At 34.3% G+C, this 25,093-nt stretch carries 16 protein-coding genes; 6 read left to right on the top strand and 10 right to left on the bottom strand.

Annotated features, from left to right (window positions below):
- Positions 1-45: 45 nt before the first annotated feature.
- Positions 46-1,719, bottom strand: a complete 1,674-nt coding sequence (locus G6R40_RS14010) for a glutamine--tRNA ligase/YqeY domain fusion protein (protein WP_165136883.1) — start codon at positions 1,717-1,719, stop codon at positions 46-48.
- A 326-nt stretch (positions 1,720-2,045) separates the two neighbouring features.
- Between G6R40_RS14010 and G6R40_RS14005 the strand changes: the two genes are divergently transcribed.
- From G6R40_RS14005 to G6R40_RS13990, 4 genes are all read left to right on the top strand, one after another.
- A complete protein-coding gene (locus G6R40_RS14005; RefSeq protein WP_165136880.1) occupies positions 2,046-2,723 on the top strand; it encodes a response regulator transcription factor in 678 nt (225 codons plus the stop codon).
- A gap of 63 nt (positions 2,724-2,786) precedes the next feature.
- Positions 2,787-3,824, top strand: coding sequence for a sensor histidine kinase (locus G6R40_RS14000; protein ID WP_165136877.1), 1,038 nt, complete (start codon positions 2,787-2,789; stop codon positions 3,822-3,824).
- Between the two features lie 177 nt (positions 3,825-4,001).
- The gene (locus tag G6R40_RS13995) at positions 4,002-4,577 is read left to right on the top strand and encodes a plasmid pRiA4b ORF-3 family protein (protein WP_165136874.1); all 576 of its coding nucleotides are present in this window, start codon (positions 4,002-4,004) and stop codon (positions 4,575-4,577) included.
- A 142-nt stretch (positions 4,578-4,719) separates the two neighbouring features.
- Entirely contained in the window at positions 4,720-5,994 is a 1,275-nt protein-coding gene (locus G6R40_RS13990; protein WP_165136871.1) for an alpha-amylase family glycosyl hydrolase, read from the top strand.
- Positions 5,995-6,026: 32 nt separating this feature from the next.
- Here the strand turns inward: G6R40_RS13990 and G6R40_RS13985 are convergent, their stop codons facing one another.
- Positions 6,027-6,983 carry a hypothetical protein gene (locus G6R40_RS13985; protein ID WP_165136868.1) on the bottom strand — a complete coding sequence of 319 codons (957 nt, stop codon included), beginning with the start codon at positions 6,981-6,983 and terminating at the stop codon, positions 6,027-6,029.
- Between the two features lie 83 nt (positions 6,984-7,066).
- On the opposite strand from G6R40_RS13985, the gene G6R40_RS13980 reads away from it, so the two are divergent.
- Entirely contained in the window at positions 7,067-7,432 is a 366-nt protein-coding gene (locus tag G6R40_RS13980; RefSeq protein ID WP_165136865.1) for a hypothetical protein, read from the top strand.
- A 50-nt stretch (positions 7,433-7,482) separates the two neighbouring features.
- Here the strand turns inward: G6R40_RS13980 and G6R40_RS13975 are convergent, their stop codons facing one another.
- The 5 genes from G6R40_RS13975 to G6R40_RS13955 all read right to left on the bottom strand — a co-directional run bounded on the left by G6R40_RS13975 (position 7,483) and on the right by G6R40_RS13955 (position 14,700).
- Positions 7,483-8,370, bottom strand: coding sequence for a pirin family protein (locus G6R40_RS13975; protein WP_165136862.1), 888 nt, complete (start codon positions 8,368-8,370; stop codon positions 7,483-7,485).
- A gap of 262 nt (positions 8,371-8,632) precedes the next feature.
- Complete coding sequence (locus tag G6R40_RS13970; RefSeq protein ID WP_165136859.1) at positions 8,633-10,081, bottom strand: TolC family protein; 1,449 nt, start codon at positions 10,079-10,081, stop codon at positions 8,633-8,635.
- Positions 10,071-13,199, bottom strand: coding sequence for an efflux RND transporter permease subunit (locus G6R40_RS13965; RefSeq protein ID WP_165136856.1), 3,129 nt, complete (start codon positions 13,197-13,199; stop codon positions 10,071-10,073). Before G6R40_RS13965 ends, G6R40_RS13970 begins: the two co-directional genes overlap by 11 nt.
- A 24-nt stretch (positions 13,200-13,223) precedes the next feature.
- A complete protein-coding gene (locus G6R40_RS13960) occupies positions 13,224-14,306 on the bottom strand; it encodes an efflux RND transporter periplasmic adaptor subunit (protein ID WP_165136853.1) in 1,083 nt (360 codons plus the stop codon).
- 61 nt (positions 14,307-14,367) lie between these two features.
- Positions 14,368-14,700: a hypothetical protein gene (locus G6R40_RS13955; protein WP_165136850.1), complete on the bottom strand. Its 333-nt coding sequence runs from the start codon at positions 14,698-14,700 to the stop codon at positions 14,368-14,370.
- 288 nt (positions 14,701-14,988) lie between these two features.
- Between G6R40_RS13955 and G6R40_RS13950 the strand changes: the two genes are divergently transcribed.
- Positions 14,989-20,694, top strand: coding sequence for a DUF3320 domain-containing protein (locus G6R40_RS13950; protein ID WP_165136847.1), 5,706 nt, complete (start codon positions 14,989-14,991; stop codon positions 20,692-20,694).
- Positions 20,695-20,852: 158 nt separating this feature from the next.
- On the opposite strand, the gene G6R40_RS13945 is transcribed toward G6R40_RS13950, so the two are convergent.
- The 3 genes from G6R40_RS13945 to G6R40_RS13935 form a co-directional block, all read right to left on the bottom strand.
- Positions 20,853-21,698 (bottom strand): HNH endonuclease signature motif containing protein, encoded by an 846-nt coding sequence (locus G6R40_RS13945; protein WP_165136844.1) that lies wholly within the window; start codon positions 21,696-21,698, stop codon positions 20,853-20,855.
- Positions 21,676-23,631, bottom strand: coding sequence for an AAA family ATPase (locus tag G6R40_RS13940; protein WP_165136841.1), 1,956 nt, complete (start codon positions 23,629-23,631; stop codon positions 21,676-21,678). The genes G6R40_RS13945 and G6R40_RS13940 overlap by 23 nt, the downstream gene beginning before the upstream one ends.
- Positions 23,632-23,917: 286 nt before the next feature.
- Positions 23,918-25,093 (bottom strand): hypothetical protein, encoded by a 1,176-nt coding sequence (locus G6R40_RS13935; RefSeq protein WP_165136838.1) that lies wholly within the window; start codon positions 25,091-25,093, stop codon positions 23,918-23,920.

Below are 25,093 nucleotides of genomic sequence, written 5' to 3'. Positions count from 1 at the left end.
TTAAAAAAAATAAAAAAGGTTCTCCATATTGAGAACCTTTTCTTGTTATTGTGGTTTGAAACTATCTTTAAGTGTAACCGTTCTGTTGAATATCAAATTGTCATCTGTCGATAATTTGTCTTTAATAAAATATCCAATTCTTTGAAACTGAAAATGATCTTCCAAACTTGCGTTTTTAAGGCTTGGCTCAGCAAATCCTTTTTTAACAACCAAAGATTCTGGATTTACAAAATCTAAGAAATCCACGTCTTTTTCGGCGTCTGGCTGCTCTGTAGTGAACAACTTGTCGTAGATATTAACATCAATCGGCAACGCATGCTTTGCAGAAACCCAGTGCAGTGTACCTTTCACTTTTCTTTGGCTAGCTTCTGTACCGCTTCCAGAACGACTGTCTTCGTCATAAGTTGCAAATATGGTTGTGATATTTCCGTCAGCATCTTTTTCAACGCGTGTTGCTTTGATGATGTAAGCCGCTTTCAGACGAACTTCGTTACCTAGGCTTAATCTAAAGAATTTCTTTGGCGCTTCTTCCATAAAGTCTTCTCTTTCGATATACAACTCTCTAGAAAACGGAATTTGTCTAGAACCTGCATTTTCATCTTCTGGATTATTTTCGGTTTCTAGGAATTCTTCTTTATCTTCAGGATAATTTTCGATGATTAGTTTAACGGGATCGACAACAGCCATCACACGAGTTGCTACTTTGTTAAGATCTTCTCTTACGAAAAATTCTAGCAATTGGATCTCGATTAGATTTTCACGTTTTGCAACACCTACTCTATCGATAAAGTTACGAATCGCTTTCGCGGTATAACCTTTTCTACGAAGTCCCGAGATGGTTGGCATTCTTGGATCGTCCCAACCTGTGGTAACCCCTTCAGCAACCAATCGTTGTAATTTACGTTTTGAAGTAATCATGTAAGACACATTCATACGAGCGAATTCGCGTTGTTTTGGCGCTACTTTTCCTGGGTCATAAACTTGCTCCAAATACCATTCGTAAAGCGGTCGGTGATTTTCGAATTCTAATGAACATAAAGAATGCGAAACTTGTTCTAAATAGTCGCTCTCACCATGCGCCCAATCGTACATTGGATAGATTTTCCAAGTATCGCCAGTGCGGTGATGTGGGCGTTTCAGAATACGGTACATAACAGGATCACGCATGTTCATATTAGGTGATTTCATGTCGATTTTTGCACGAAGACTCATGGTACCTTCCTCGAACTCCCCGTTTTTCATACGCTCAAAAAGATCCAAACTTTCTTCAATTGGACGATTTCTGAAAGGCGAATCGATACCATCTTCGAAAGGATTTTTTCTTTGTGCCGTAATATCTTCTGAGGATTGCTCATCAACATAAGCTTTTCCTTCTTTAATCAAAGTAACAGCCCAATCATACAATTGCTGGAAGTAGTCGGACGCATAACGCTCTTCCGCCCAGTTGAAGCCAAGCCATTTCACATCTTCTCTGATAGAATCTACGAATTCTTGTTCTTCTTTTTCTGGATTGGTATCATCAAACCTCAAATTAACTGGTGCGCCGTAACGCTCTCCAAGACCAAAATTGATACAAATAGCTTTCGTATGACCAATATGAAGATAACCGTTAGGCTCTGGTGGAAAACGGAATCGCAATTTGTCCTTTCCCAAACCATTAGCCAAATCATCTTCAATAATTTGTTCTAAAAAGTTAAGTGATTTTTTTTCTTCTTCCATAAAATTGTATAATGAGTCGACAAATTTACGACTTTAGAGTTAAATTCTACAATTTGTCTTTTGGTAAAATTGGGTTTTGCAAAGGCCTTTGTCCTATTATTCCAATCTTAAAAATGCAGAGCTTTCAAAATATTTAAGTAATATTAACAACAAGACTTTGTTTGTAACTAAAATTTGTATTATTTTAAATTTAAAAATATTATTTAAGTTTGAGTTAATAAGAATTTAACACTTGACGTAACAAACCTGCATTGATATTAATTTTATGTAAACTACTTAAAATTCCATTCAATTTTTATTAATTTTGAGAAACATAAAATCTAAAAATGAATCGTAAAAAAATCCTTTTGGTTGACGATGAACAGGACATTCTAGAAATGTTATCCTATAACTTAGAAAAAGAAGGTTACCTAGTCCACACCGCATCCAATGGGCAAGAAGGCATTAGCAAAGCTAAAGAAATTGTTCCGGATCTTATTCTTCTCGATGTGATGATGCCTGAGAAAGACGGTATCGAAACCTGTCAGGAAATGCGCCAAATAAAAGAATTACAAAAGACTTTAATTGTTTTCTTATCTGCTAGAAGCGAAGAGTTTTCGCAACTCGCTGGTTACCAAGCTGGTGCTAACGATTATATCGTTAAAGTTATAAAACCTAAAGTTTTGGTATCGAAAGTCGCTGCCCTTCTACAACTAGGCGCAAAAGCTAATGAAAACACCAATTATATTGCATTAGGCGATCTCATTATTGATAAAGATAATTTTAAAGTTAGCAAAGGTCAGGAAGAGTTTTTACTCCCAAAAAAAGAGTTCGATCTTTTATTTTTATTGGCATCAAATACGGACAAAGTTTTCAAAAGAGAAGAAATTTTGGAAAAAGTCTGGGGTAACGATGTTATTGTCGGCGAGCGCACCATCGATGTTCACATCCGACGACTTCGCGAAAAGCTAGGTATCAACAGCATACAAACCCTAAAAGGTATAGGATACAAATTGGTTGTTTAAGATTTTCAAACGAAAATCTTTTTTTTATAAATTTATCTTATGTATTCTACGCCGAAAAAAAACTTGAAAATAAATTGGGTATCCGCCTTAGCTTCCTTCGTTTTGGTAGCGGTTATTGGCATTGTTGTTATTATTTTCCAAACCAAAACCCACGACCAATATTTCAAAACACGAGATTTTAACATCTTCATTATTTTCACGCTGACTTTAATATTGGTACTCAATTATTATATCCTTGAATTTTTATTTAATTATAATAGTAAAAAACAAATTAGACGGATAAAAAAAATACTTCCTGACAATATTGTTTTGGATCACGAACCCGATTTGAGCTTACGAGAGCTAGGAGAACGTGTCTCTTTGATGAGTTCCAAAAACGATGTAGAAATGGATATGATGAAGGAAATGGAACATTTCCGAAAAGAATATGTCGGCAATGTTTCTCATGAACTGAAAACACCCTTATTCTCCATACAAGGTTATGTAGCGACCTTGTTGGACGGCGGTGTGGAGGACCTTAACGTGCGCGACAAATACCTCCAACGCATCGAAAACTCAGTCGAAAGGTTGCTCAACATTGTCCAGGATTTGGATATGATTAACCGCTTTGAAGCGGGACAAATTGAATTAAATTTAACCTCTTTTGACATCAATGCATTAATAGAAGAAGTTTTTGACCTTCTCGATTTGGAAGCCGACCGTCACCAAATGAAGTTGGAATTGCAAACGACGCAGAAGAAACTAATGGTCCACGCCGACAAAAACAAAATATCGCAAGTCTTTACCAACCTTATTTCCAATGCTATAAAATATGCCAACCGCGAAGGCGCCCACATCAACGTAACCACCAAGGAAGAAGCCATGCATGTCGTTATTATCGTTGAAGACAACGGAATGGGAATAAGACCTGAAAATCTTGCCAGAATTTTTGAACGTTTTTATCGCGTAGAATCTAGTAGAAATCGCAAAGACGGCGGATCCGGACTAGGACTTGCCATTGTGAAACACATTCTGGAAGCGCATCACCAAAACATTACTGTAGAAAGCGCTTATCTAAGTGGTACAAAATTTAAGTTCAGATTAGAAAAAATTGCTTTGTAATTTAGAAAAAAATATTAGTTTTATCGCAACAAAAAAGTACAAATAAAAACACTGAATTGGGGCTAAAAGGTAATAAAATATTTTTTCAAAAAATTCTTTTTTTGGGTTTTTATCCTTTCTCAATTGTTTTATATTTGCAGCAAAATTAATGTAAAAGTAGTTTTAGAGAAGAAGAAAATGGTTTACAAAATTAGAGTTATTCTAGACGCCAAAGAAAGCATCTTTAGAGACATCGAAATCAAAGACAAACAAACTTTATGGAATTTGCATTTGGGCATCAAAAGTGCCTTTAGTCTTCCTGGAGATGAACTTTCTAGTTTTTATTTTTCTGATGAAGATTGGTCAGAAGGGCGTGCTGTACCGCTAGAAGATATGAGCGATGACGGCGATGGAGAAATTATGTCTGACGTATATGTTAACGAAGGCTTTTCGCAAAAAGGTGACAAGATGAGATTCCAGTACGGATTCTTAGATCTTTGGGAGTTTTTCTGCGAATTGGTCGATGTTATTGACGAAAAACCAGCTGTTAATTATCCTATTACCGCTTATCGTTTCGGAAATGTCCCATTGAAAGCGCCGAGCAAAAATGCGGCTTCTGGAGGCAGTTCAAAAAAATCGACAATGCCACTTATGGATGATGATTTTGGATTCGAAGATGATTTCAAATCTGTTGATTTTGATGATGACGATTTTGACGACGAAGAGGAAGAAGAAGGCTACAATGATGATGTCTTCGATGATGATGAAGATTAAAAATTAGTAAAACGATACTGTTAAAAAAGCCTGATACGACATCAGGCTTTTTTAATTTTGTTTATTTTTGATATTAGAAGATTTTATTACTAACACCATTAGCCTCCTTGCTATCTCGTGTACAACCCAAACTAGAAAACCCATGGCGCAACCACCAGACTGGAAACATATTACCAATATCTACGAAATCAATATACGGCAATATTCTAAAGAAGGAACTTTAAAAGCGGTGGAAAAAGATCTTCCGCGTCTCAAAGCTATGGGCATTACAACAATTTGGTTGATGCCCATTACGCCGATTGCGCAACAAAACAAAAAAGGAAGTCTTGGAAGTCCTTATGCGGCACAAGATTACACCAGCATCAATCCAGAATTCGGGAACTTACAGGATTTCAAAGACATTGTAAACAAAGCGCATTCTTTAGGATTAAATGTTATCATAGATTGGGTTGCCAATCATACAGGTTGGGACCACAATTGGACCAAGACCAATCCAGAATTTTACCTAAAAGATCGCGATGGAAAATTCCATATTGCCGAAGGCATGGACGATATCATCGAACTCGATTTTAAAAATCCAAACATGCGTCAAGCGATGATCGACGCGATGAAATATTGGGTTAGAGAAACAAATATCGACGGCTTCCGTTGCGACCTTGCTAGTTGGGTAGAAGTTGACTTTTGGCAACAAGCACGTCCAGAGGTTGAAAAATTAAAACCATTATTTTGGTTGGGCGAGTTTGACGAACTGGGCACGCCAGAATACGGAAAAGTTTTTGACGCCAGCTATTCCTGGAAATGGATGCATCTAACCAAAGATTTTTATCAAAAAAAGGCATCCCTTCAGGATCTTAAAAATCTTCTTCAACATTATTCTAACATCGGAGATCAATCGATGAGAGCTTGGTTCACGACCAATCACGATGAAAATACTTGGAACGGCACCGAATATGAAAAATATGGCAATCTCGCTCCTGCGCTAGCTGTTTTTTCTGTCACTTGGAATGGCGTTCCTTTATTATATAATGGGCAAGAACTTCCCTTGAAAACCAAACGTCTTGCATTTTTCGAAAAAGATACAATCCCTTGGACTGAGCAAAACGCGTTGAAGGATTTTTATAAAACTTTATTAAATTTAAAATCCGAAAACCCTGCACTACGCGGTGGAGATTCTAACGCTACCACCCATTGGATAGAAACTTCTGCAGACGACAAAGTCATGGCTTATCTTCGAAAAAATGGCGATAGAGAAGTTGTAGTATTTTTAAATATGTCTGATAATGATGTTGACTTTAACATCCACTCAAAAGACGTTGAAGGTCAGTACAAAAATGTCTTTACACAATCACCACAAGCCTTAATGGATGATAGCAGATTTACGCTAAAAACTTATGATTACTTGGTTTTTGAGAAATAGTTTTATTTATATAAAATTAAAAAACAAAAAAACTATCGCGTCAACTTGTTAAGGTCGATAAGAAGATAATTGATATTTTGGTTAATAGTTCTTGTTGCCGATTGCATCTGGTTAAGCATCGCCGCACGATTGTTAAGCGCCTCGCTGTCGTACTTTCCGCCGTCGTTAAAGATCGGAGAATTGTTGGCCGCATCAACATCTCCATCGAATTGGTACGTAATCCAGCGTTGCTTCATATTCTGTATAATTGAATGTTCATTAATATTCGAAAATTTTTTCTCTGTATACATATACCAAATAAATGGCGGAAAATTCCGCGACTTTAGTTTCTCCTGCCAAATATCACGAAGGATGTTTCGAGCATGGATAAACTCGACTTTCTTACCTTTCGGATTGAGTAAAGCAAGACCAAAACCCGCACCAATAAGACCTCCACCAATATCCACGGCTTTGTCCCAGCCATCACTTTTTATAAATCCGCCAGCGATAGAACCCAGTGCTCCCACAGCGATGGAATACACAATCATCTTATTATTTTTCTTGCTATTAAGGCTACTCACATAGTTTGCCATTTGCGAAACACGTTCGCCTTCGCAGTCAAATTCGGCAGCGACAGCATCTACTTCACTTAGCGCTAAAGTAATTCTGCCATCTATTTTATCCTTAATTTTCATGATTTTAAGTTGTGACTCGATGCTTGTATCTTTTTTCAATTCTAAAATATTTTCAACATCCTCAAGTGAGTTTAAGGCATTAAGAATCAAAATACTTTGTTGGTTAAAAATAGACCTAAGGTATTGTTTTTCATTAAGTAACGAATCTGCATTAACATGAAGATTAACCTTCTCGTAGTCATAATTGGTTGGCGCCTTACAATAACTATCGCGAAGGGTAATGATATTGGCGTTAATATTTTTAGTCTTTTGCGTCGTACAAGAGTTACACGCAACAATGACAAAAGCTAGTAATAATGCGTAATTTTTCATCATAAATGTATTCTTACACAAATTATAAAAAGATTTTGAATTTGTATTAAAAAAAATACTAATTTTAATTATCAAAAACAACTGCTATGGGAAATATTATCGTAGGACTTATGTCCCAACAGAATGATTTTCAAAATCTTAAAAATACATTAGAACAATCTGGATTTGGAGATTCGGATTACATTATTTACAAAAGTAATGAAGGAAGGGACAACTTTTGGGCAAGCTTTGCAGCTGATAATGATACGCAAAAATCTAAAGGAGAAGAAATTTTAAAACAATACAATGCCATAAAATCATATTTCTTTCAAAATATAAACATCGAAGAGGCCAAATCGTTTGATGTTTTAAAAAAAGAAATCGAAATTATCGCAAAATCAGAAATTCGTTCTAGCCCAGAAATTAGGCACCACCACTCAAGTGATGGATTAAACTCTGAAGTTAAATTTTAAAATAAAAAGCTGCTCAAAAAAGGCAGCTTTTTATATTTGCGATGATACATCTATTTCAAAGACGATGCTGGCAACGGCACAAACTTCGTTTCTCCAGGAACTTTCGGGAACTTTTGATCTTTCCAGTCATGTTTAGCCTGTTCAATAATATCTTTGCTAGAGCTCACAAAATTCCAATGTATATAACGTTCTTCAGGAAAAGCCTCGCCTCCAAAAATATAAACCGTCGTATGTGGTGCCATCTCAAATGCACAGAGTTTCATATCTTTTGCTATCAAAATTTGCTTTGGATCGTAAACATTTCCGTCATTCTTAATTTGTCCCTCCAAAATATAAAGTGCACTTTCACCATAAAGATGTTCTCCAATTTTTAACTCTTTAGTTTCGTTAGAATCATTAATGATTTCAATAAAATACAAAGGACTGTGGACAGGCACTGGAGATTCTTTATGAAAAGCTTTGCCAGCAATCAGTTTTATTTTTAGACCATCTTCTTCCCAAGTTGGGATGTCCTTTGCTTCGATGTGGTGAAAACTAGGCTCTGACTGTTCCAAATCTTTTGGCAAGGCAACCCAAATTTGCAATCCATGAAGTTTTTTATCGGTATGGCGGAGATATTCTGGAGTTCTTTCCGAATGTACAACGCCTTTGCCAGCCGTCATCCAATTGACTGCGCCAGGCTGTATTTCCACTGCCGAACCGATGCTGTCACGATGAAAAATAGAACCTTCGAAAAGGTAAGTTAGCGTGGACAATCCGATATGTGGATGTGGTGGAACATCAAGATTTTGATAATCTTTCAGCTCGGCTGGCCCCATGTGATCGATGAAAACAAAAGGTCCAACAGATCGTTTTTCGATAAAAGGCAGAAGCCTACCAACCATGAAGTTTCCAATATCTGCAGCTCTTTCTGGGACAATAATTCCAATATTTGACATAATCTATTTTGATTTGAATTAAACAAAAATACAACTCCATCAGGAAGTATTTATAAATTCATTGAAAAATAAAACTTCGATTTTAATGTTTTAAAGTTCTAAAATTTTAATGATTAAATAACGACTTAAATTCGGTTTAAAAATTATTTAACACTTCAAAAATACGCGAGTTATTGCATTAAAATATTGATGTATGCTAAAAAAATTAAATGTCTAAAAATAAAAAAGCCTAGTCTCTCGACTAGGCTCCCCAAATCACATATTAATATTCTAACTTTCCGCCTAAGGCTTTGAAAAGAAGAACATTATTCTTGGTATTCTGGAAATGAAACTCCAACAAGTCCAATTCCGCATTGAGTTTACTTTTTTGAGAACTAATTAATTCCATATAATTAGCATAACCTGTAAGATACAAGTCATTCGACACTTCTATCGCATTATCAAGATGCTTAACCTCATCGGCTTTTAATTTCAAAACTTTTTGGAAAATTTCCGTTTGTTTCAAAATAGCTTGCAGCTCATTATAAGCTGTTGTCACACTTTTTTGATAGCTGATAAAAGCGATTTCCTGTTCTTTATTTGCCACATTAAAATCGTGTTTTAATTGACCTTTATTGAAAATAGGCACCATAAAACCACCCAACAATTGCCCAGCAAGAGAACTTGGTTTAAAAAAAGTTTCCGCCGAAAAAGAATTAAATCCTAGGCCCGCACTCAAATCCAGTTTTGGATAAAAAGCCGCTCGTGCTGCTTTGGCATCCGCTTGTGACGCTTCCAAAACATAATAGGTAGCGATAACATCGGGTCTGGAATGGATAACCGTATTAACATCAATAGCACGATTAAGAAGTTCCATATTGGTTGAAAGCAGTTTTACACCGCGTTTCACTTCGCCACCATAACGTCCTGTCAATGTAGTAATCGCCTGTTCTACTGCAACTATTTCGGCTTTTATATGTTCAATCTCTGCAAGCCAATTGTTATTTTGCGCTCGGAATTGTTGCACTGCCAATTCTGTAGCTTTTCCGACTTCGCGTTGTGCAGAAACTATTTCGTAAGCACGCTGTTGAAGTCTATAATTTTCCTGATAAATTTTCAATTTGACATCCAAAGAAACCAATTGATAATAAAGATTGGCAATATCCGTAAACAACTCTACCTGAATTAGTTTGAGTCCTTCGGATGACGCTAAATATCTTTTTTGTGCCGCTAGTTTTTGATTTTTAAGTTTTCCCCAAGCATCGATTTCCCACGAAGAGCGCGCACCCAACCAATAATTGGGTGTTATATCACGATTGATTTTTTGATTATCAGCAACATTTGGCGACAAGTTGGTGTCGTAATTTCCGACTCCTTCCATCGTATATTTTCCGTAATGATCGCCACTTACTATTGCGCCAATTTCCAAAGAAGGCAACAAGGACATCTTGGATCTTTGTAAAAAACTATTAGCAATTTCCACACGCTGTTGCGCCATTTGGAAATCCGGATTAGCTTTCGCTACCTCATCAAAAAGATTTAACAATTCGGGATCTTTAAAATAAGATCGCAGCCCAACTTGTTCATTAACATTAAGTGGAATCGAATTTTCACTAATCTGCGCAGGTATCTCTTTGGCCTTTTTCAGCTCTGTAACTTGCGGTGTAGCACAAGACACCAAAAAAAAAGTTGCAATTCCTAATGTTATATATTTTAATTGTTTATTGTACATGTTGTTTCTTTTTTCGTTCTTTCTTTTGTTCAAGTGTTGCAAAGAAGATGTAAAGACCAGGAATAATTACCAATCCGAAAATGGTCCCAATCAACATGCCTCCCGCTGCGGCCGTACCAATCGAGCGGTTACCAATGGCGCCTGCCCCAGAAGCTATCACCAACGGAATAAGTCCCGCAATAAACGCAAATGAGGTCATCAAAATTGGACGGAGACGTTGACGCGCTCCTTCGATAGCTGCTGGAATAATGTCATAACCTTCTTTGTTACGCTGTATCGCAAACTCAACAATCAAAATGGCATTTTTCGCAAGGAGACCGATAAGCATGACAAGTGCTACTTGAGCATAAATATTATTTTCTAAACCAACCAACATCAAAGCGATATAAGAGCCAAAAATCCCTGTTGGCAAACTTAACAGAACTGGCAAAGGCAATAAGAAGCTTTCGTATTGTGCCGCTAAAAGCAAGTACACGAATATTAAACAAATGATGAAAATATAAAAGGTTTGATTTCCTGATAAAATTTCTTCTCTAGTCATCCCCGACCATTCGATATCAAAACCTCTCGGCAAGCTTTCTTTCGCAATTCTCTCCACTGCAGCGATGGCATCGCCAGAACTATAACCAGGTGCTGGTTCTCCATTAATCATAGCAGACATATACATATTATATCGCGTCAAAACCTCTGGACCATATACTTTTTCGATGTTAATAAATGTTGAAAATGGCACCATTTCGCCAGCATCATTTTTAACGAAAAGTTGCAAAATACTTTCTGGCGTATCTCTTTGATCTGGACTCGCCTGTACCATCACTTTATACATTTGACTAAATCGAATAAAATTGGTCGCGTAATAAGAGCCCAATAAAGTCTGCAAAGTTGACATAGCATTATCAACCGAAACACCTTTTTTCGCGGCCATATCATAATCCATTGTAATTAAATACTGCGGAAAAGTAGCATCAAAACTTGTAAAGTTATTCTGTAGCTCAGGCGCTTCATTCAGTTTTTTAACAAAGTCTTTGGTGATTTTATCAGTATTGCTGATACTTCCACCCGACTTATCCAAAAGACGAAGTTCGAAACCACTCGTGTTACCAAATCCAGGAACTGTTGGCGGCGCGAAAACTTCAATTTGCGCGTCTGAGATATCTTTCGTTTTTGCTGATAATTCAGCGATAAGCTCGTCAACAGAAATGTTTCGTTCTTTCCAATCCTTAAGGTTAATCATTGCCATACCGTAGCTAGAGCCAGCAATTTCAGTAACAATACTATAACCAGCCAAAGTCGTCACGTTTTCGACACCATCAATTTTTTTAGCAATCGTTGTAATTTCGTCCAAAACTTTTTCGGTACGCTCAACAGTGGCACCTTGTGGTGTCGTAACATTGACATAAGCCATCCCTTGATCTTCCATTGGAATAAATCCAGATGGTAAAAAACGTGCGGTAATGACCATTAATCCAATAAATAAAAACAGCATTCCGAACGTAACTGTTGTTCTTGTCGCAAATTTGGATAAAAGATTGGTGTAGCCATTGGTTAATTTTTCAAAAGCTATATTGAATTTGGTAAAGAATCTGTCAACTGCATTTTTCTTTTTATCATGCTTATGCGGTTTAAGAATAATGGCACACAAGGCTGGCGTTAGTGTTAACGCATTAACGCCTGAAATCACAATACTAATCGCTAAGGTCAAAGAGAATTGTCGATAAAATACTCCCACGGGACCATCCAAAAAGGCAACTGGAATAAACACCGCGGACATTACAATGGTTATCGCAATAACTGCTCCAGCAATTTCCTTTGTCGCTTCTATTGTCGCATGAAGTGGCGCCATGCCTTCCTCCATTTTTACGTGAACCGCCTCTACCACAACAATCGCATTATCAACGACAATTCCGATGGCTAATACTAAAGCAAATAAAGTCAAAAGATTAATCGAGAAATCTAACATTTGCATAAAAGCGAAAGTCCCGATAAGGGCAACAGGTACGGCAAGCACAGGAATTAAAGTGGAACGCCAATCTTGTAAGAAAATGAAAACCACAATTCCTACAAGGATAAAGGCTTCTATTAATGTAATTAAAACCGCACTAATCGACGCATCCAAAAATCTCGACACATCATAAGCCATATTAAACTCCATACCTGGCGGAAAAGAGGTCTCTTTGAGTTCCGCCATTTTGTCTTTCACATTTTTAATAACTTCGGAAGCATTAGAACCTGGACGTTGTTTCATCATAATAGAAGCCGAAGGTCGACCATCTGTTTTGGAAACCATTCCGTAGTTCATCGCGCCAAATTCTACTTCAGCAATATCTTTTAGTTTTAAAATCGTACCGTTAGCATCCGAGCGAATCGGAATTTGTTGATACTGTTCAGGCTCAAAAAATTTCCCTGTGTATTTGATAACATATTGCAATTGACTCGTGGTTTTACCAGAAGTTTCACCAACTTTACCTGGCGCCGCAGAGATGTTTTGTTTTTGCAAAGCTTTAACAACATCTTCTGCAGAAACTTTGTACGCCGTCATCTTTTGAGGATCTAGCCAAATTCTCATCGAGTATTCTTTCTGCCCCATAATTTCGGCACGCCCAACGCCATCAATACGTTTTAATTCCTGTAAAACATTAATATCCGTAAAGTTGTAAATAAATTGCTCGTCCTGACTATCGTCTGTAGAAGTGATGTTAAGATACATCAACATACTGTTAACTTCTTTTTCTGTGGTAACGCCGGCACGAATAACTTCTTCGGGAAGTTCGTCCAAAATGGTCGTCACACGGTTTTGTACGTTAACTGCCGCTACATCGGGATCGACACCAACTTCAAAGAAAACCTGAATTAATGTTAAACCATCATTAGAAGTTACTGTGGACATATACGTCATGCCCGGCACACCGTTGATCGCACGTTCCAAAGGTAAAGCCACCGCATTGGCAGATACTTCGGCATTAGCCCCTGTATATTTTGCCGTTACCGTAACGGAAGGCGGAACAATATCCGGAAATTGTGTAATCGGTAATTGTAGTAATGCCAAAAGTCCCATCAACACAATAACTATCGAAATTACCAACGAAAGAACCTTTCGTCTAATAAACATTTCTACCATAATCTTATTTTTTTAGAATGTTTATTAAGATTTAATACGGATTGTCTGACCATCACGCAAAGACTGTGTCCCTTCCAGAACAATTCTGTCGCCAGACTTCAGGCCACCATCAATCATGTAAGAATCCCGGAATGTATTGCCAATGGTGATGTTTTTCATCTTGACTTTATTCTGTTGATCCACTACAAAAACATAGACTTTATCCTGAATAGAAAATGTTGCTTTTTGGGGAATAATAATGGCGTTTGGTTGGAAATCAGACAGTACAAGTTTACCCGAAGTCCCGTGTTTTATCAAATGATCTGGGTTGGGGAAATCCACTTTGTAACGGATAGATCCTGTAGCTTGGTCGATCTCGCCTTCGGCAGTTTTAAGAACACCATTAAAATCATATTTAGCGCCATTTGGAAGAACCAGTTCAATTTTGTTGGCGTTGTTAAGTTTATCTGTTTTTTGAAATTCAAAATAAAGGTTTTCGGGAATCGAAAAATAAGCATAAATCTGATCCAGGTATGATAAAGTCGTTAGCAAAGACCCATTCTCTACCAAGCTTCCTTCTTTAAAAGGAATTACATCGATAACACCATCAAAAGGTGCGCGGATATTGGTAAAACTCAGCTTTTGCAAAACAGATTTGCGTTCGGCATCTGCATAAGCACGTTTGGCTTGCGCTGCAGTAAGTTTGGCTTTCATCATATCCAACTCATTTTTAGCAACGAAATTTTTATTGAATAACGACTGTAATTGGCTTACCTCCACTTCGGCAATTCTGACATCGGCTTGAGCTTGCTTCAAGCTTGCATCTGCTTTTAATAAATCGATCTGAAGCTCGGAATCATTAATCTTAAACAACAATTGTCCTTGCTTAACAAACTGACCTTCGTGCGCGTAGATTTGTTGCATAAGTCCCGACATACGCGAGTGGATTTCGATATTTTTTTTCGCTTGGATATCTGTGACGAACTGATTGCTCACCAAAGTATCTTTTTCTTTAACAAGCAAGACGGGCACAGTTTTAACATCGTCTTTTTTGGTGGTGTTTTCTTTATTACAAGACACGACGGAACATAGCGCAACAAGCCCTACAATCCAATATTTAATTTGCATGGAAATTTTAATTAGGTTAAAATATTTTTAAAATAATAAGGGTATTGATTTAAAAATAAACCTAGTACAACTGTAATAAATGTAGAAAAGATTTAACGCCACAACGTAATCTAGGAAAAGTATGGCTCGAGAACGAATGGTTTTTGGTAATAGCAACCTCAACGAAATAAAAATAAAAATTATCGAGGTACACTATTTTTTTTAGCACTTTGGGAATCGTTCTTCCCATGCTAAGAATATCTTGCTCGGCATCGTGACGTTCGCAAAATTCGGGGAGAATTGTATCAACAGTATAACTGACAACATCAGGCGTGACAGAAACTTTTTCGTTTCCAAAAACACTGAATGCTATTAGTAAACATAAAGAAAAGAAAAATTTTAGTGTTTTACTCATCTTACAAAAACTGTTGTTTCACTTATGGACGGCAAAAATAAATTATAATTATTATAGACACAAATAATCGTTTGTTAATTTTTTATTAATAAACTCTATAATTATTCTATGTATTAATATGCGAAAAACAAAACAATTGTTAAGAATTTTTAATAAATTTATCTTTAAAGAAAAACAAATCTTAGACAATCAATTCATTTTAAATAAAATTGATGCTCATTTAACAAAAACACATTAGAACGACCCGAGAATTTTAAGAAAAAAATTATAACCTAATATCCGAAAAACATGTCTGAAAACTTAAATCCAGAAATACACATTAAGAATGCGCCCTATTTTAACTACACCTTTTGTTTAAACAAGTATAATTTTATTTTTGAGATTATATTTCAAAACACCCCCTCTAATCTTGAAAATATAAAAATTGAAATAACATCAAGCTTAGGCATTTTCGAAAAGTACAGGATTTTTATTGATCGAATTTCTGAAAATACTTTTAGCCTATCAAACTTTGAATTTAACTACCAGTTTCAATTTCTCAAAAGTCTTATAGAAAAAGATATAGACACTATAAAAATTGTATTATTAGCAAACGATACCGAAATTATTTCCACGCAATTCAATATGGATGTTTTGCCAATGGACTATTTTGGAGGGCTACAGATTTTGCCACAACTATTGGGATCTTACGTAACACCCAATCATCCCACTATTTATCAAATAAAATCAGACGCTATCAATATCTTGGAACAAAATGGATATCCGCCAGCATTTGAAGGTTATCAAAACCAAAGTAAAGAGCGTGTTCTGCAGATGACTTCCGCATTGTACAAAGCCATCCAAAATCAAGAACTCATCTATAGTGCTTTGCCTCCAAGTTTTGAAAACCAAGGTCAAAGAATCCGTCTGGTGGAGCAAATTATGGAAACTAAATTCGGGAATTGTATTGACATCACCCTTTTGTTTGCGTCTTGTTTGGAAGCAATAGACCTTAATCCAATTATAATTTTCACAAAAGGACATGCTTTTGTCGGCGTTTGGTTGGAAGATTTACGATTTGATGCGATAATTAATTTTGACCAAGCCGCCATTTCGAAAAGGATAGCTTCAGGCATCAAAGAAATTGCCATTATAGAAACCACAACGCTTTGCAAAGGCAGCAGCATTTCATTCAGTAAAGCCATGGCATCAGCCGAGAAACAGCTAATGAGCGAGTCTGATTTCTTATTATCTATAGATATCAAAAACACAAGATCAAACGGAGTTTTACCTTTACCAATGCTGAAACAGGATTCAGAATTCAAAAAAGAAATACAAACCAAAGAAGAAAATCCTGATACGGAGCTTGATGATAACTATGATATTGGCGAGACTTATGACAATCTCGAATTGACGGATTTTAGTAATCTAAGTAAACAAAAAATATGGGAAAGAAAACTATTGGATTTATCCTTAAGAAACAATCTTCTTAATTTGAGATTTACCAAAAGCATGCTTCAGATTATTGATCTTAAAATCAACCTTTTAGAAGACACTTTAGCAGAAGGAAAATCTTATACGATACATCCTAATAATAACCAAGCCATAACCCGAAAATACAACAATTATATTCCGCCACTGCATACATCTTCAGATTTGTTCAAGCTTGCTGATGACGAATTCAAATACAACCGACTGCTTACAACCTATCATAATGACGATTTAGATTCTATCCTAACCAATCTGTACAGAACATCAAAGCTCGCCGAGGAAGAAAACGGAAAAAGCACATTATATCTTGGTTTGGGACTTTTAAAATGGTTTGATCCCAAAAATAAGACGACACCACGTTTTGCTCCAATATTATTAATCCCTGTCGAATTATCTAGAAAATCGGTTAATACAAAATACACCTTGCGAAGTCGAGAAGAAGAAACCATGATTAATATAACTTTAATCGAATATCTGAAGCAGGAATACAATCTAAATCTGAACGCTCTGGAAAACCTCCCAATGGACGAATTCGGCGTAGATGTTCCGAGAGTTTTGGCAATTATCCGAAATGCTGTGCTTAATTTGGAAGGTTGGGATGTTTTAGACCAAATCGTGTTAGGAACTTTCTCATTCAATAAGCTAATTTTATGGCAAGACCTTTCAAAATACTCAGAAGAAATACAGAAAAGTTCTATCGTAAAAAGTTTGATTGATGGAAAACTAACAGAAACTCTAGAAAGTGTCGAAGGCAATCATCTTGAGTTGGAGGACTTATCTTCCGCATCCTTAACTTTGCCTATTCCTACAGACAACTCTCAACTGAACGCGGTAAACAATGCGAATCAAAACAAAACTTTTATTCTGCACGGCCCTCCAGGAACTGGAAAATCGCAAACCATCACTAACATTATTGCAGATGCTTTAGCAAATCATAAAAAAGTTTTATTCGTAGCTGCAAAGAAAGCTGCTTTAGATGTAGTGCATAGACGTTTAGAAAGCATTGGCCTGGCGCCTTTTTGTTTAGAATTACATTCTAATAAATCAAAAAAATCAGATGTTTTAAAACAGTTTGAACAAGCATTAGAAACCCCAAAATATCAGCTCAATAAAGACTTTTTAGAAGAAGCGAAACGCCTAGACGATCGCAAAAAAGAGATTAATAAATACATCACACAGCTCCACCACAAAAACCAGATTGGCTGGACTTTGTATGATTCTATTTCGTTTTTAGAAAACAACGCGATCGCTTTTCAAGATGTCCCGAAAATCGATATTGATTTTAAAAATCTAAGTTCATCAAAATGGAACTTATGGAATGATTGGCTATTGCCCTTCAGCTCTATTGCGGCAAAAATTGGGCAGCCCACAAGCCATCCTTTGCATCTTGTTACGCTAAGCGCGCATCGATTTGATCATCAAAATAATCTTTCTGATGCGATTGAAAATTACCGTTCAAATTACGAAAAGGGACAAAATTTATTCAACAAATATCAAATCAACATCAAGAAAATTGGTGAGTTCGAAAGGATTTTAAACTTCATTAAAGGCCAAAAAATCCAAGCGCAACTTTTTGACTTTTATTTCGATCCAGAACAAAATCAGTTATTAAAACAATGGCTAGACCTTACTTCTAAAAAACAAAATACGGAAACTTCTATTACACAAAAGTTCAACAAAAGCATTTTTGAGAATAATCTTGACACGATGCAAATCCTTTGGAATCAAGCAAAACACACTTGGTTTTTCCCAAAATGGCTGAAGCAAAGAAAAGTAAAAAACCTTATCCAAGGCTTTGCTCATTTTAAAATTGATTCTGAGCAAATTATAGATCAGCTTTTCAGCCAATTAGAAAACTACAAAGATGTTAAAAACAAGCTTTCTGCAAGGCAATATGATGTTTTTGAAAGTCTTAATAAAACCTACTTCAAAACCGAAATTTTAGAAACCGATTTTATAAAAAAAGATTTACAAAATATAGAAAATCTGGAACAACTTCTGCGTCAATCTGCCGTTGAAAATCCTGAAGAATGGTTAAAATCCAATTTTGCAAATCAAGATATTTCTCAAGAAATAGAGCAAATCCTTTCCATTGTTTATGAATTGAAAGAAGCCAAAACAACACTCGGAAATTATCTTTCTGAAATCCCAAATCTCGAAAAACTTACAGAAGTACACGCTCATCTTAGTCAATTAGAAAGCTGGATTAATTACAACATTTATAAAGAAAAAGCGCAAGAAATTGATTTAAAATGGTGCATCAATTTACTAGAAGAAGGCAAGCTAAACCCACATGAGATTCCGTTCGAATTTAATAAAACATTGCATTTCAATCATTTTATACAGACGACCTACGAGGCTGAGGTTTTGAATAGTTTTGATGCCAATATTTACGAATCAAAAATCCAACAATACAAAGATCTGCACAAAGAATTTATCGATCTTTCTAAAAATAAATTGATTGTAAAACTGAGTTCAAACATTCCCAATATCAATCAAGAAGCTGCGCAAAGTTCAGAAATTGGATTTTTGCAAAAAGCGATTCGGAGCAAAGGCAGGGGATTATCAATTAGGAGATTGTTTGATCAAATTCCGACATTAATTCCGAGGCTAAAACCTTGTATGTTGATGAGTCCTATTTCGGTAGCACAATATTTTGATGTCAATACAGATCATTTCGATTTGGTTATTTTCGATGAGGCGTCACAATTGCCGACATCCGAAGCGATAAGTGCTTTGGCACGCGCAAAACAAGCCATTATTGTAGGCGATCCCAAACAAATGCCTCCCACCAGTTTCTTTGCGTCATCCAAAGTTGACGAAGATAATATCGAAATGGAGGATTTAGAAAGTATTTTGGAAGATTGTCTGGCGTTATCTATACCGTCGAACTATTTGTTAAGACATTATCGCAGCAAACACGAAAGCTTGATATCCTTCAGCAACAAAAATTTTTATGATAGCAAATTATTAACTTTCCCATCGCCAGATGATTTGAATCAAAAAGTTACCTTTGAGTTTGTTGAAGGCTTTTACGATAAAGGGAAAACAAGAACCAATAAGAATGAAGCACTTGCCATCATCAATTATATCAAAAAGCATCTAGCATCTGAAAACACCAAGTCGATTGGCGTCGTTACATTTAGCCAAACGCAACAAACTTTAATTGAAGACCTACTGCAGAAATTATTTATCGAATATCCAAAATTGGAGGAATTTGCATTGAAAACAAATGAACCCATATTCATTAAAAATCTTGAAAATGTACAAGGTGACGAACGCGACATCATTCTATTCTCTATTGGCTATGGTCCAGATGAAGAAAATAAAATCTCTATGAATTTTGGACCTTTAAATCGCGATGGAGGATGGAGAAGGCTGAATGTTGCGGTGACGAGAGCGCGTTACGAAATGAAAGTATTTTCCACATTAAAGCCTGACCAAATCGACCTTAACCGCACAAAATCCGAAGGCGTCAAAGGATTAAAAGATTTTTTAAATTTTGCCGAAAAAGGAAATTATGCACTAAAAGTGACTTCGGAAAATGAATCGAAAATCTCATTAATAGATTCTATCGTCCAACATTTAGAAAAAACAGGATTGGTAATTCGTAAAAATATCGGGACCTCGGATTATAAAGTCGACTTAGGAATTGTACATCCCGAAAAGGAGAAAGAATATATTTTGGGAATTCTTGTGGATGGAGAAAACTACTTTAACATACACACCACCAATGATCGTGAGTTACTTGCACCCAATGTTCTATCTGCATTAAACTGGAATATTTATAGAATTTGGACTTTAGATTGGTTAAAAAACAAACACAAGATTGTCCATGACATTATCGAGAAAGTTGAGTTTCTAAAACACCAAGCAAACGAAGAAAAAATCGAAGAAACTATTTCGGAAGACGATCCTGGAACACCACAACATACTTTAATAAAGGTTGAAAAAACCAGCTTCAATAAAGCAATGATGCCTTACGTCTGCGCCGTTTTTGAAGCAAATCCAACTGCAAATTCTGAAAGCATCTATTTTCTAGAAAACAGACCTATAATCCTAAATCAAATACGAGAAATCGTATCAACAGAGGCTCCTATTAGTAAAAATTATTTATTTAGAAAAATATTAAAACTTTGGAATACCACTAGAGCAGGTGCCAAACTGAATAACTACCTAACCGAAATTACTGAAAGTATTCCTACTATTTCTAAAAATAAAACACATCAAGAGTTTTATTGGAACGACAAAATTACACCAGACAACATTCAATTTTATCGTGAAAATTCATTTGAAAAAAGGAATATTGAAGATATTTCCCAAGAAGAAATCCAGATTGTTATCTTAGAAATCATCGAAGCTAATTTGAGTTTAAGCACAGACGATCTTATTCGCCAGACATCTAAAGCATTTGGTTTTATGAAAGTTGGCGCACAGATTGACAACATCATCAACTCGACAATAGAATCTCTTGTAAAGCAAGAAAATATAAAAATTTTAAATAATAGAGTGAATATGAGCTAAATCCTATTCACTCCCCTATAAAAAACAAACTCCTTAATATCAGTGTATTAAGGAGTTTTATTGTGGTCCCACCTGGGCTCGAACTTTTTCAAATTTTTCCTTTATTCAAAGGCTTTTTCAAGTGTTAGATTTTTTCGGGGGAAATTATAGGGGAAATTTCAGACATTAATAATGTATTTTTCCCAAAATTCATTATACTGAATTAGAGATAATCTCAATACGGATTTCCAGTAATTATATCCATAAGCTTCTTTATTCTCTATTTCTTCATCTTCGATAAAACTTTTCAAAGATTCTATGTCAGAATTAACTTTATAATAAGTTTTTAGACTATTAATGATTTCCGTTATAATCTCGTCGGATTTTACTCTCATTCTTTCTAAAAGATTTAATCTTTCATAGTGATTCTGGATAGTTCTAAAATCAATTACATCTATATTTTCAGGATTATAAAGAGAAAATGTTACCAAAGGGATATTTTCGTCAAAATCAAACTCAGCTTTTAAGTACTTTTTATTTGGAAGTTCATCAAGATACAAATTTAGAAATAAGCTTTCCTCTCCATCAAAACACAAATAACTTTTTTTACTATTACATGTTGGACAACAAGGGAATAAATTTAAAGGGTTTACAGAAAATTCAGGAAATTCTTCTTTCGGAATAAAGTGGTCTAAAGTTTCTACAGAATTTAAAGTACAATATTGACAAGTAGCATTTATAGTTCTAATTTGACTATCTAATATTTTATTCTTAATATTTCTAATCACAGCCGATTTATATTGATACAAATCAATTAAGACATTCTTTTCATTATTATTAAAACCTAATGTAGTTACTTCATAAATTTTTTTATTACTAAATTTTTCAGCATATAAAATAAATTGAGATTCAATTCTATTTTCCAACCCAATTAAAAGATTTTTTTTTGCTTCGTCTTTTTTTCTTCTTACAGCAGTTTTATAAACTTCAAAACAATCTTCATCAAAACTCTTTAGGTTCTTCATCTCTATTTTTAACCAAGCTTTTTATTAATATTTTCACGTTCAAATTTAAGGGAACTTCTCCTTGAATTTCGTTTTCAATTTCCTCGTAAGATTTTCCTAAATCTACAAGACTTTCAATCATTTTTATATAATATTTAGATACATCCCGATTCCCAAAAATTTCATTATTAATAGTAGATAAATTTTCTCCAAAAGTTTCAAACTCTAATTTTCTCACTCTCGGAACTACCTTATCTTTTTCAAAAACATAAATGCTATCAGAAAAAATTTCTCTAACAATTAATGGAGAATGAGTCGCTACTATGCCATAAGAATCAAACTCTTGGAGTAATTCCATAATAACATTCATAAACTCAGTAATAGCATTCGGATGTAAATGAGTTTCAGGTTCATCAAAAATTATCAAAGAATTATAACGAATATTTGCTACTATTTCGGTAGTAATGAAAAAAAGAGACTTTTGCCCAGAGCTCATTTTCGATACAGTCTCAGCAATATTTTCTTTTCTAATCTCTAAATAGTTAATATCTCTATAATTATATACTTCTTTTACCTCTTCAAGTTTAGAATCGAAGATTTCGCTCAACATATCAGTATCAAGAAAAGTTTTACATATCCAATAATATTTTATTTTAATTTCTTTTTCTTCAATTCTCTTTATAGAAGTAAGAATTTTGATTATAATATCATCATTAGACAAAGGTTTATTAGTTTCTGTATCAACTAGCCCACAGAATAAAAAATTAAAATCAAGCCTATTTCTAATATCATTGAAAGTATCAAAATAACTATAAGAAACAACTATTGTTTTACCAAAAAGAGGAACTCTCGGCAGAATTTTTTCAGAATTTTTTTCGGATATTTTTAATAATAAATCCTTTAACATTAACGTTTTCCCAACTCCATTTTTACCAATTATACAATATAATCTTTTGGGAATAGATTTTTTAATATTAAAATCGAAATTAAAATCTACACCATATTCTGAATAAATAGGTTTAAATAAAAATCGAAAATTAAAAAAATCGGATACGTCTCCGTAATCCAATTTATATCTTATTGTTCTAATTAATTTTTCCGACTCATTAGAATCTCTACAAAGAGAAGTTTTAAAAACTACATCGTTTTCATATTTTTCACAAATTACAGGAAAATAACCGCTATCATTTAAACCAGAAAGAATTGACTTAAATCTTTCAGGAAATAAATCTCTCAAGTTGAAATAATTCTTTTCCTCTGTGAATAAACTACAATAATCAGAATTTAGGCTATAAAATTTCTCTGGCAAAACCGTAGTTTTTTCTCCAACTTTCATTATTCTTATTCCACCTATCAAGTAATTACTTTCTGCCGACTCAAAATAAGTCAATGTGAAATAAGTTCTATATCCGAAATCATTCCAGCTATCAGAATTTAATTGGAAATAAGGATATTCAGCTTCTACATTTTTTCTCCAAGGCACAACAAAAAAAGGAAGATCATTTATAGGAAGATCAGTTTTATTAAAATTTCCATCATATTCTTCAATACTATAAATAATATTAGAATTTACATCAAATCTTTGGACTATACGATAATTATAATTTTTAAGAAACCTTTGTATTAAAGAAATAAGAAGGTTTTTATTATTTTCAGAAGCAAGATTTATCGTTTTTTCAAGAAAATTTTTAAAAAGTTTATCATCGTTATAGATTCCAAATCTTTTATCAAAAATATAATCGAACTCCCAATCATCGTTATTAACAGTATGCTGTATAGCATCTTCATAAGCATTCTTAAAACGACTATCCTCTGAAGGCATATCTTTCAAAGGCAATAATCCTAAGAGAAAATCAGGCAAACCATAATCGTCGGAAAGATTAAATGGATTATTTAGGCTCAGAATCTCTTCAACAAGTCTTTTCTTTATTTCATAGGGTAGTTTAAATTCCATACACGGTTATTAATAAGCAAAAAATCAATTCTTTTTCGGTAGATGATAAAGAATCTATAAATTTAATAAAAAGCAAAATACAAGCAGATTTCACAGCTCAAATTTAATTCTCGGGCAAATCTTCTGAAAGATATATTTACTCTTCTTGTTTTAAGAAGATTTACTTATTTAGTTACTTGCTTAATCATCTTTATTTACTAATACATCTATTATACTATATATACAGTTTACTTGTATTTATTTACATATAATACTTTCCGATTTAGAGGTATATATTACTTATATATTAAGAGATTCTAAGAGAGTTTAACTTAGTTTCCAATGCTCTTAGGAATTTTCTCTCATAAGAATTTCCATATTTAGACATATCCCGAAACTCCGAATTTACTTGTAATATTTCGGACTCAAATTTAGTCCTCACTTTAGAATTTACTAATGGTACTATAAAGTTTTTAAAATCTTCATATCCTATTTTTTTCAGTCCATTATATATCATTAAATCTTTAAACTTTTCCAGACCTTTGCTTTCTAATCCAATTTTCATCAATTTAGTTTCAATCTCTGGAGATAGGAAATCGTAAAATTCAATATCATCAGTAGTTTCATAAAGTACCGTTAATATTTCATTCCAATTATCTTTGATTTGCTTTAGAGTCCCAATTCTGTTTTTAAAAGCACTTTGATTAAAATGGCTCATACTTAATATTCTCAATTCATATCGAAGAAAAAAAGTTACTCGGCTTAATTTCCGTTGATTATTTTTCTTCGCTCTTTCTCCAGATTTTTTGAATATTTCTTTTGTTTTAATAATTCTTTTTAATTTATCATAAATACTCAGTTCAAAGTTCTTTGCTTTAAAACAAATCCCATGATTACCATAACTATGCTTATCCTCAACATTTTTTAATCTACCAAAGCAAGAAAGCATTTTCCCCATGCTTATAGTACCTACCAACTTTTTATCTTTCTTTAATCTGGTATCAAACTTTAAATTGACTCCTAATTCTAATTGCGTAATCGTAGCATTCCAAAAAATATTCTTTGGGATATTTAATTCATTAGCGTATAAATCTATAATTTTTACAAAATCATTAAACTTTAAATCATAGGTTGGAGATAGAAAATCTCCCTCAAAACCTCTTAAAAATTGTAGTTTGATATAATTTATCCAATTTCTTCTAAGATTTTGGTGAAATATCAATTTTCCAACTTTAGTATCTATTTTTCTTATATAAAGAATGTAAAGGTTTTGGTGTTTAACATTTTCAATATAAGCCTCTTCTTCGTCTTCAGGACTATTATCCACCTCATCTATATTCTTCTTTACAAAAACAGAATTAAAATGGTCAAAGAGATAAACTTCATTTCCATTTCTGGAATTTGGCTTTCTTTTAAATTTATCTTTGAGAACATCATCCTTTAATCTAACATTTTCTATATAAAATTTTATTTTATCTATCAT

Source organism: Chryseobacterium sp. POL2, from assembly GCF_011058315.1.
GTDB lineage: Bacteria > Bacteroidota > Bacteroidia > Flavobacteriales > Weeksellaceae > Soonwooa.
The sequence above is the reverse complement of the archived record's forward strand: the minus strand, read 5'-3'. Positions and strand labels throughout refer to the sequence as shown.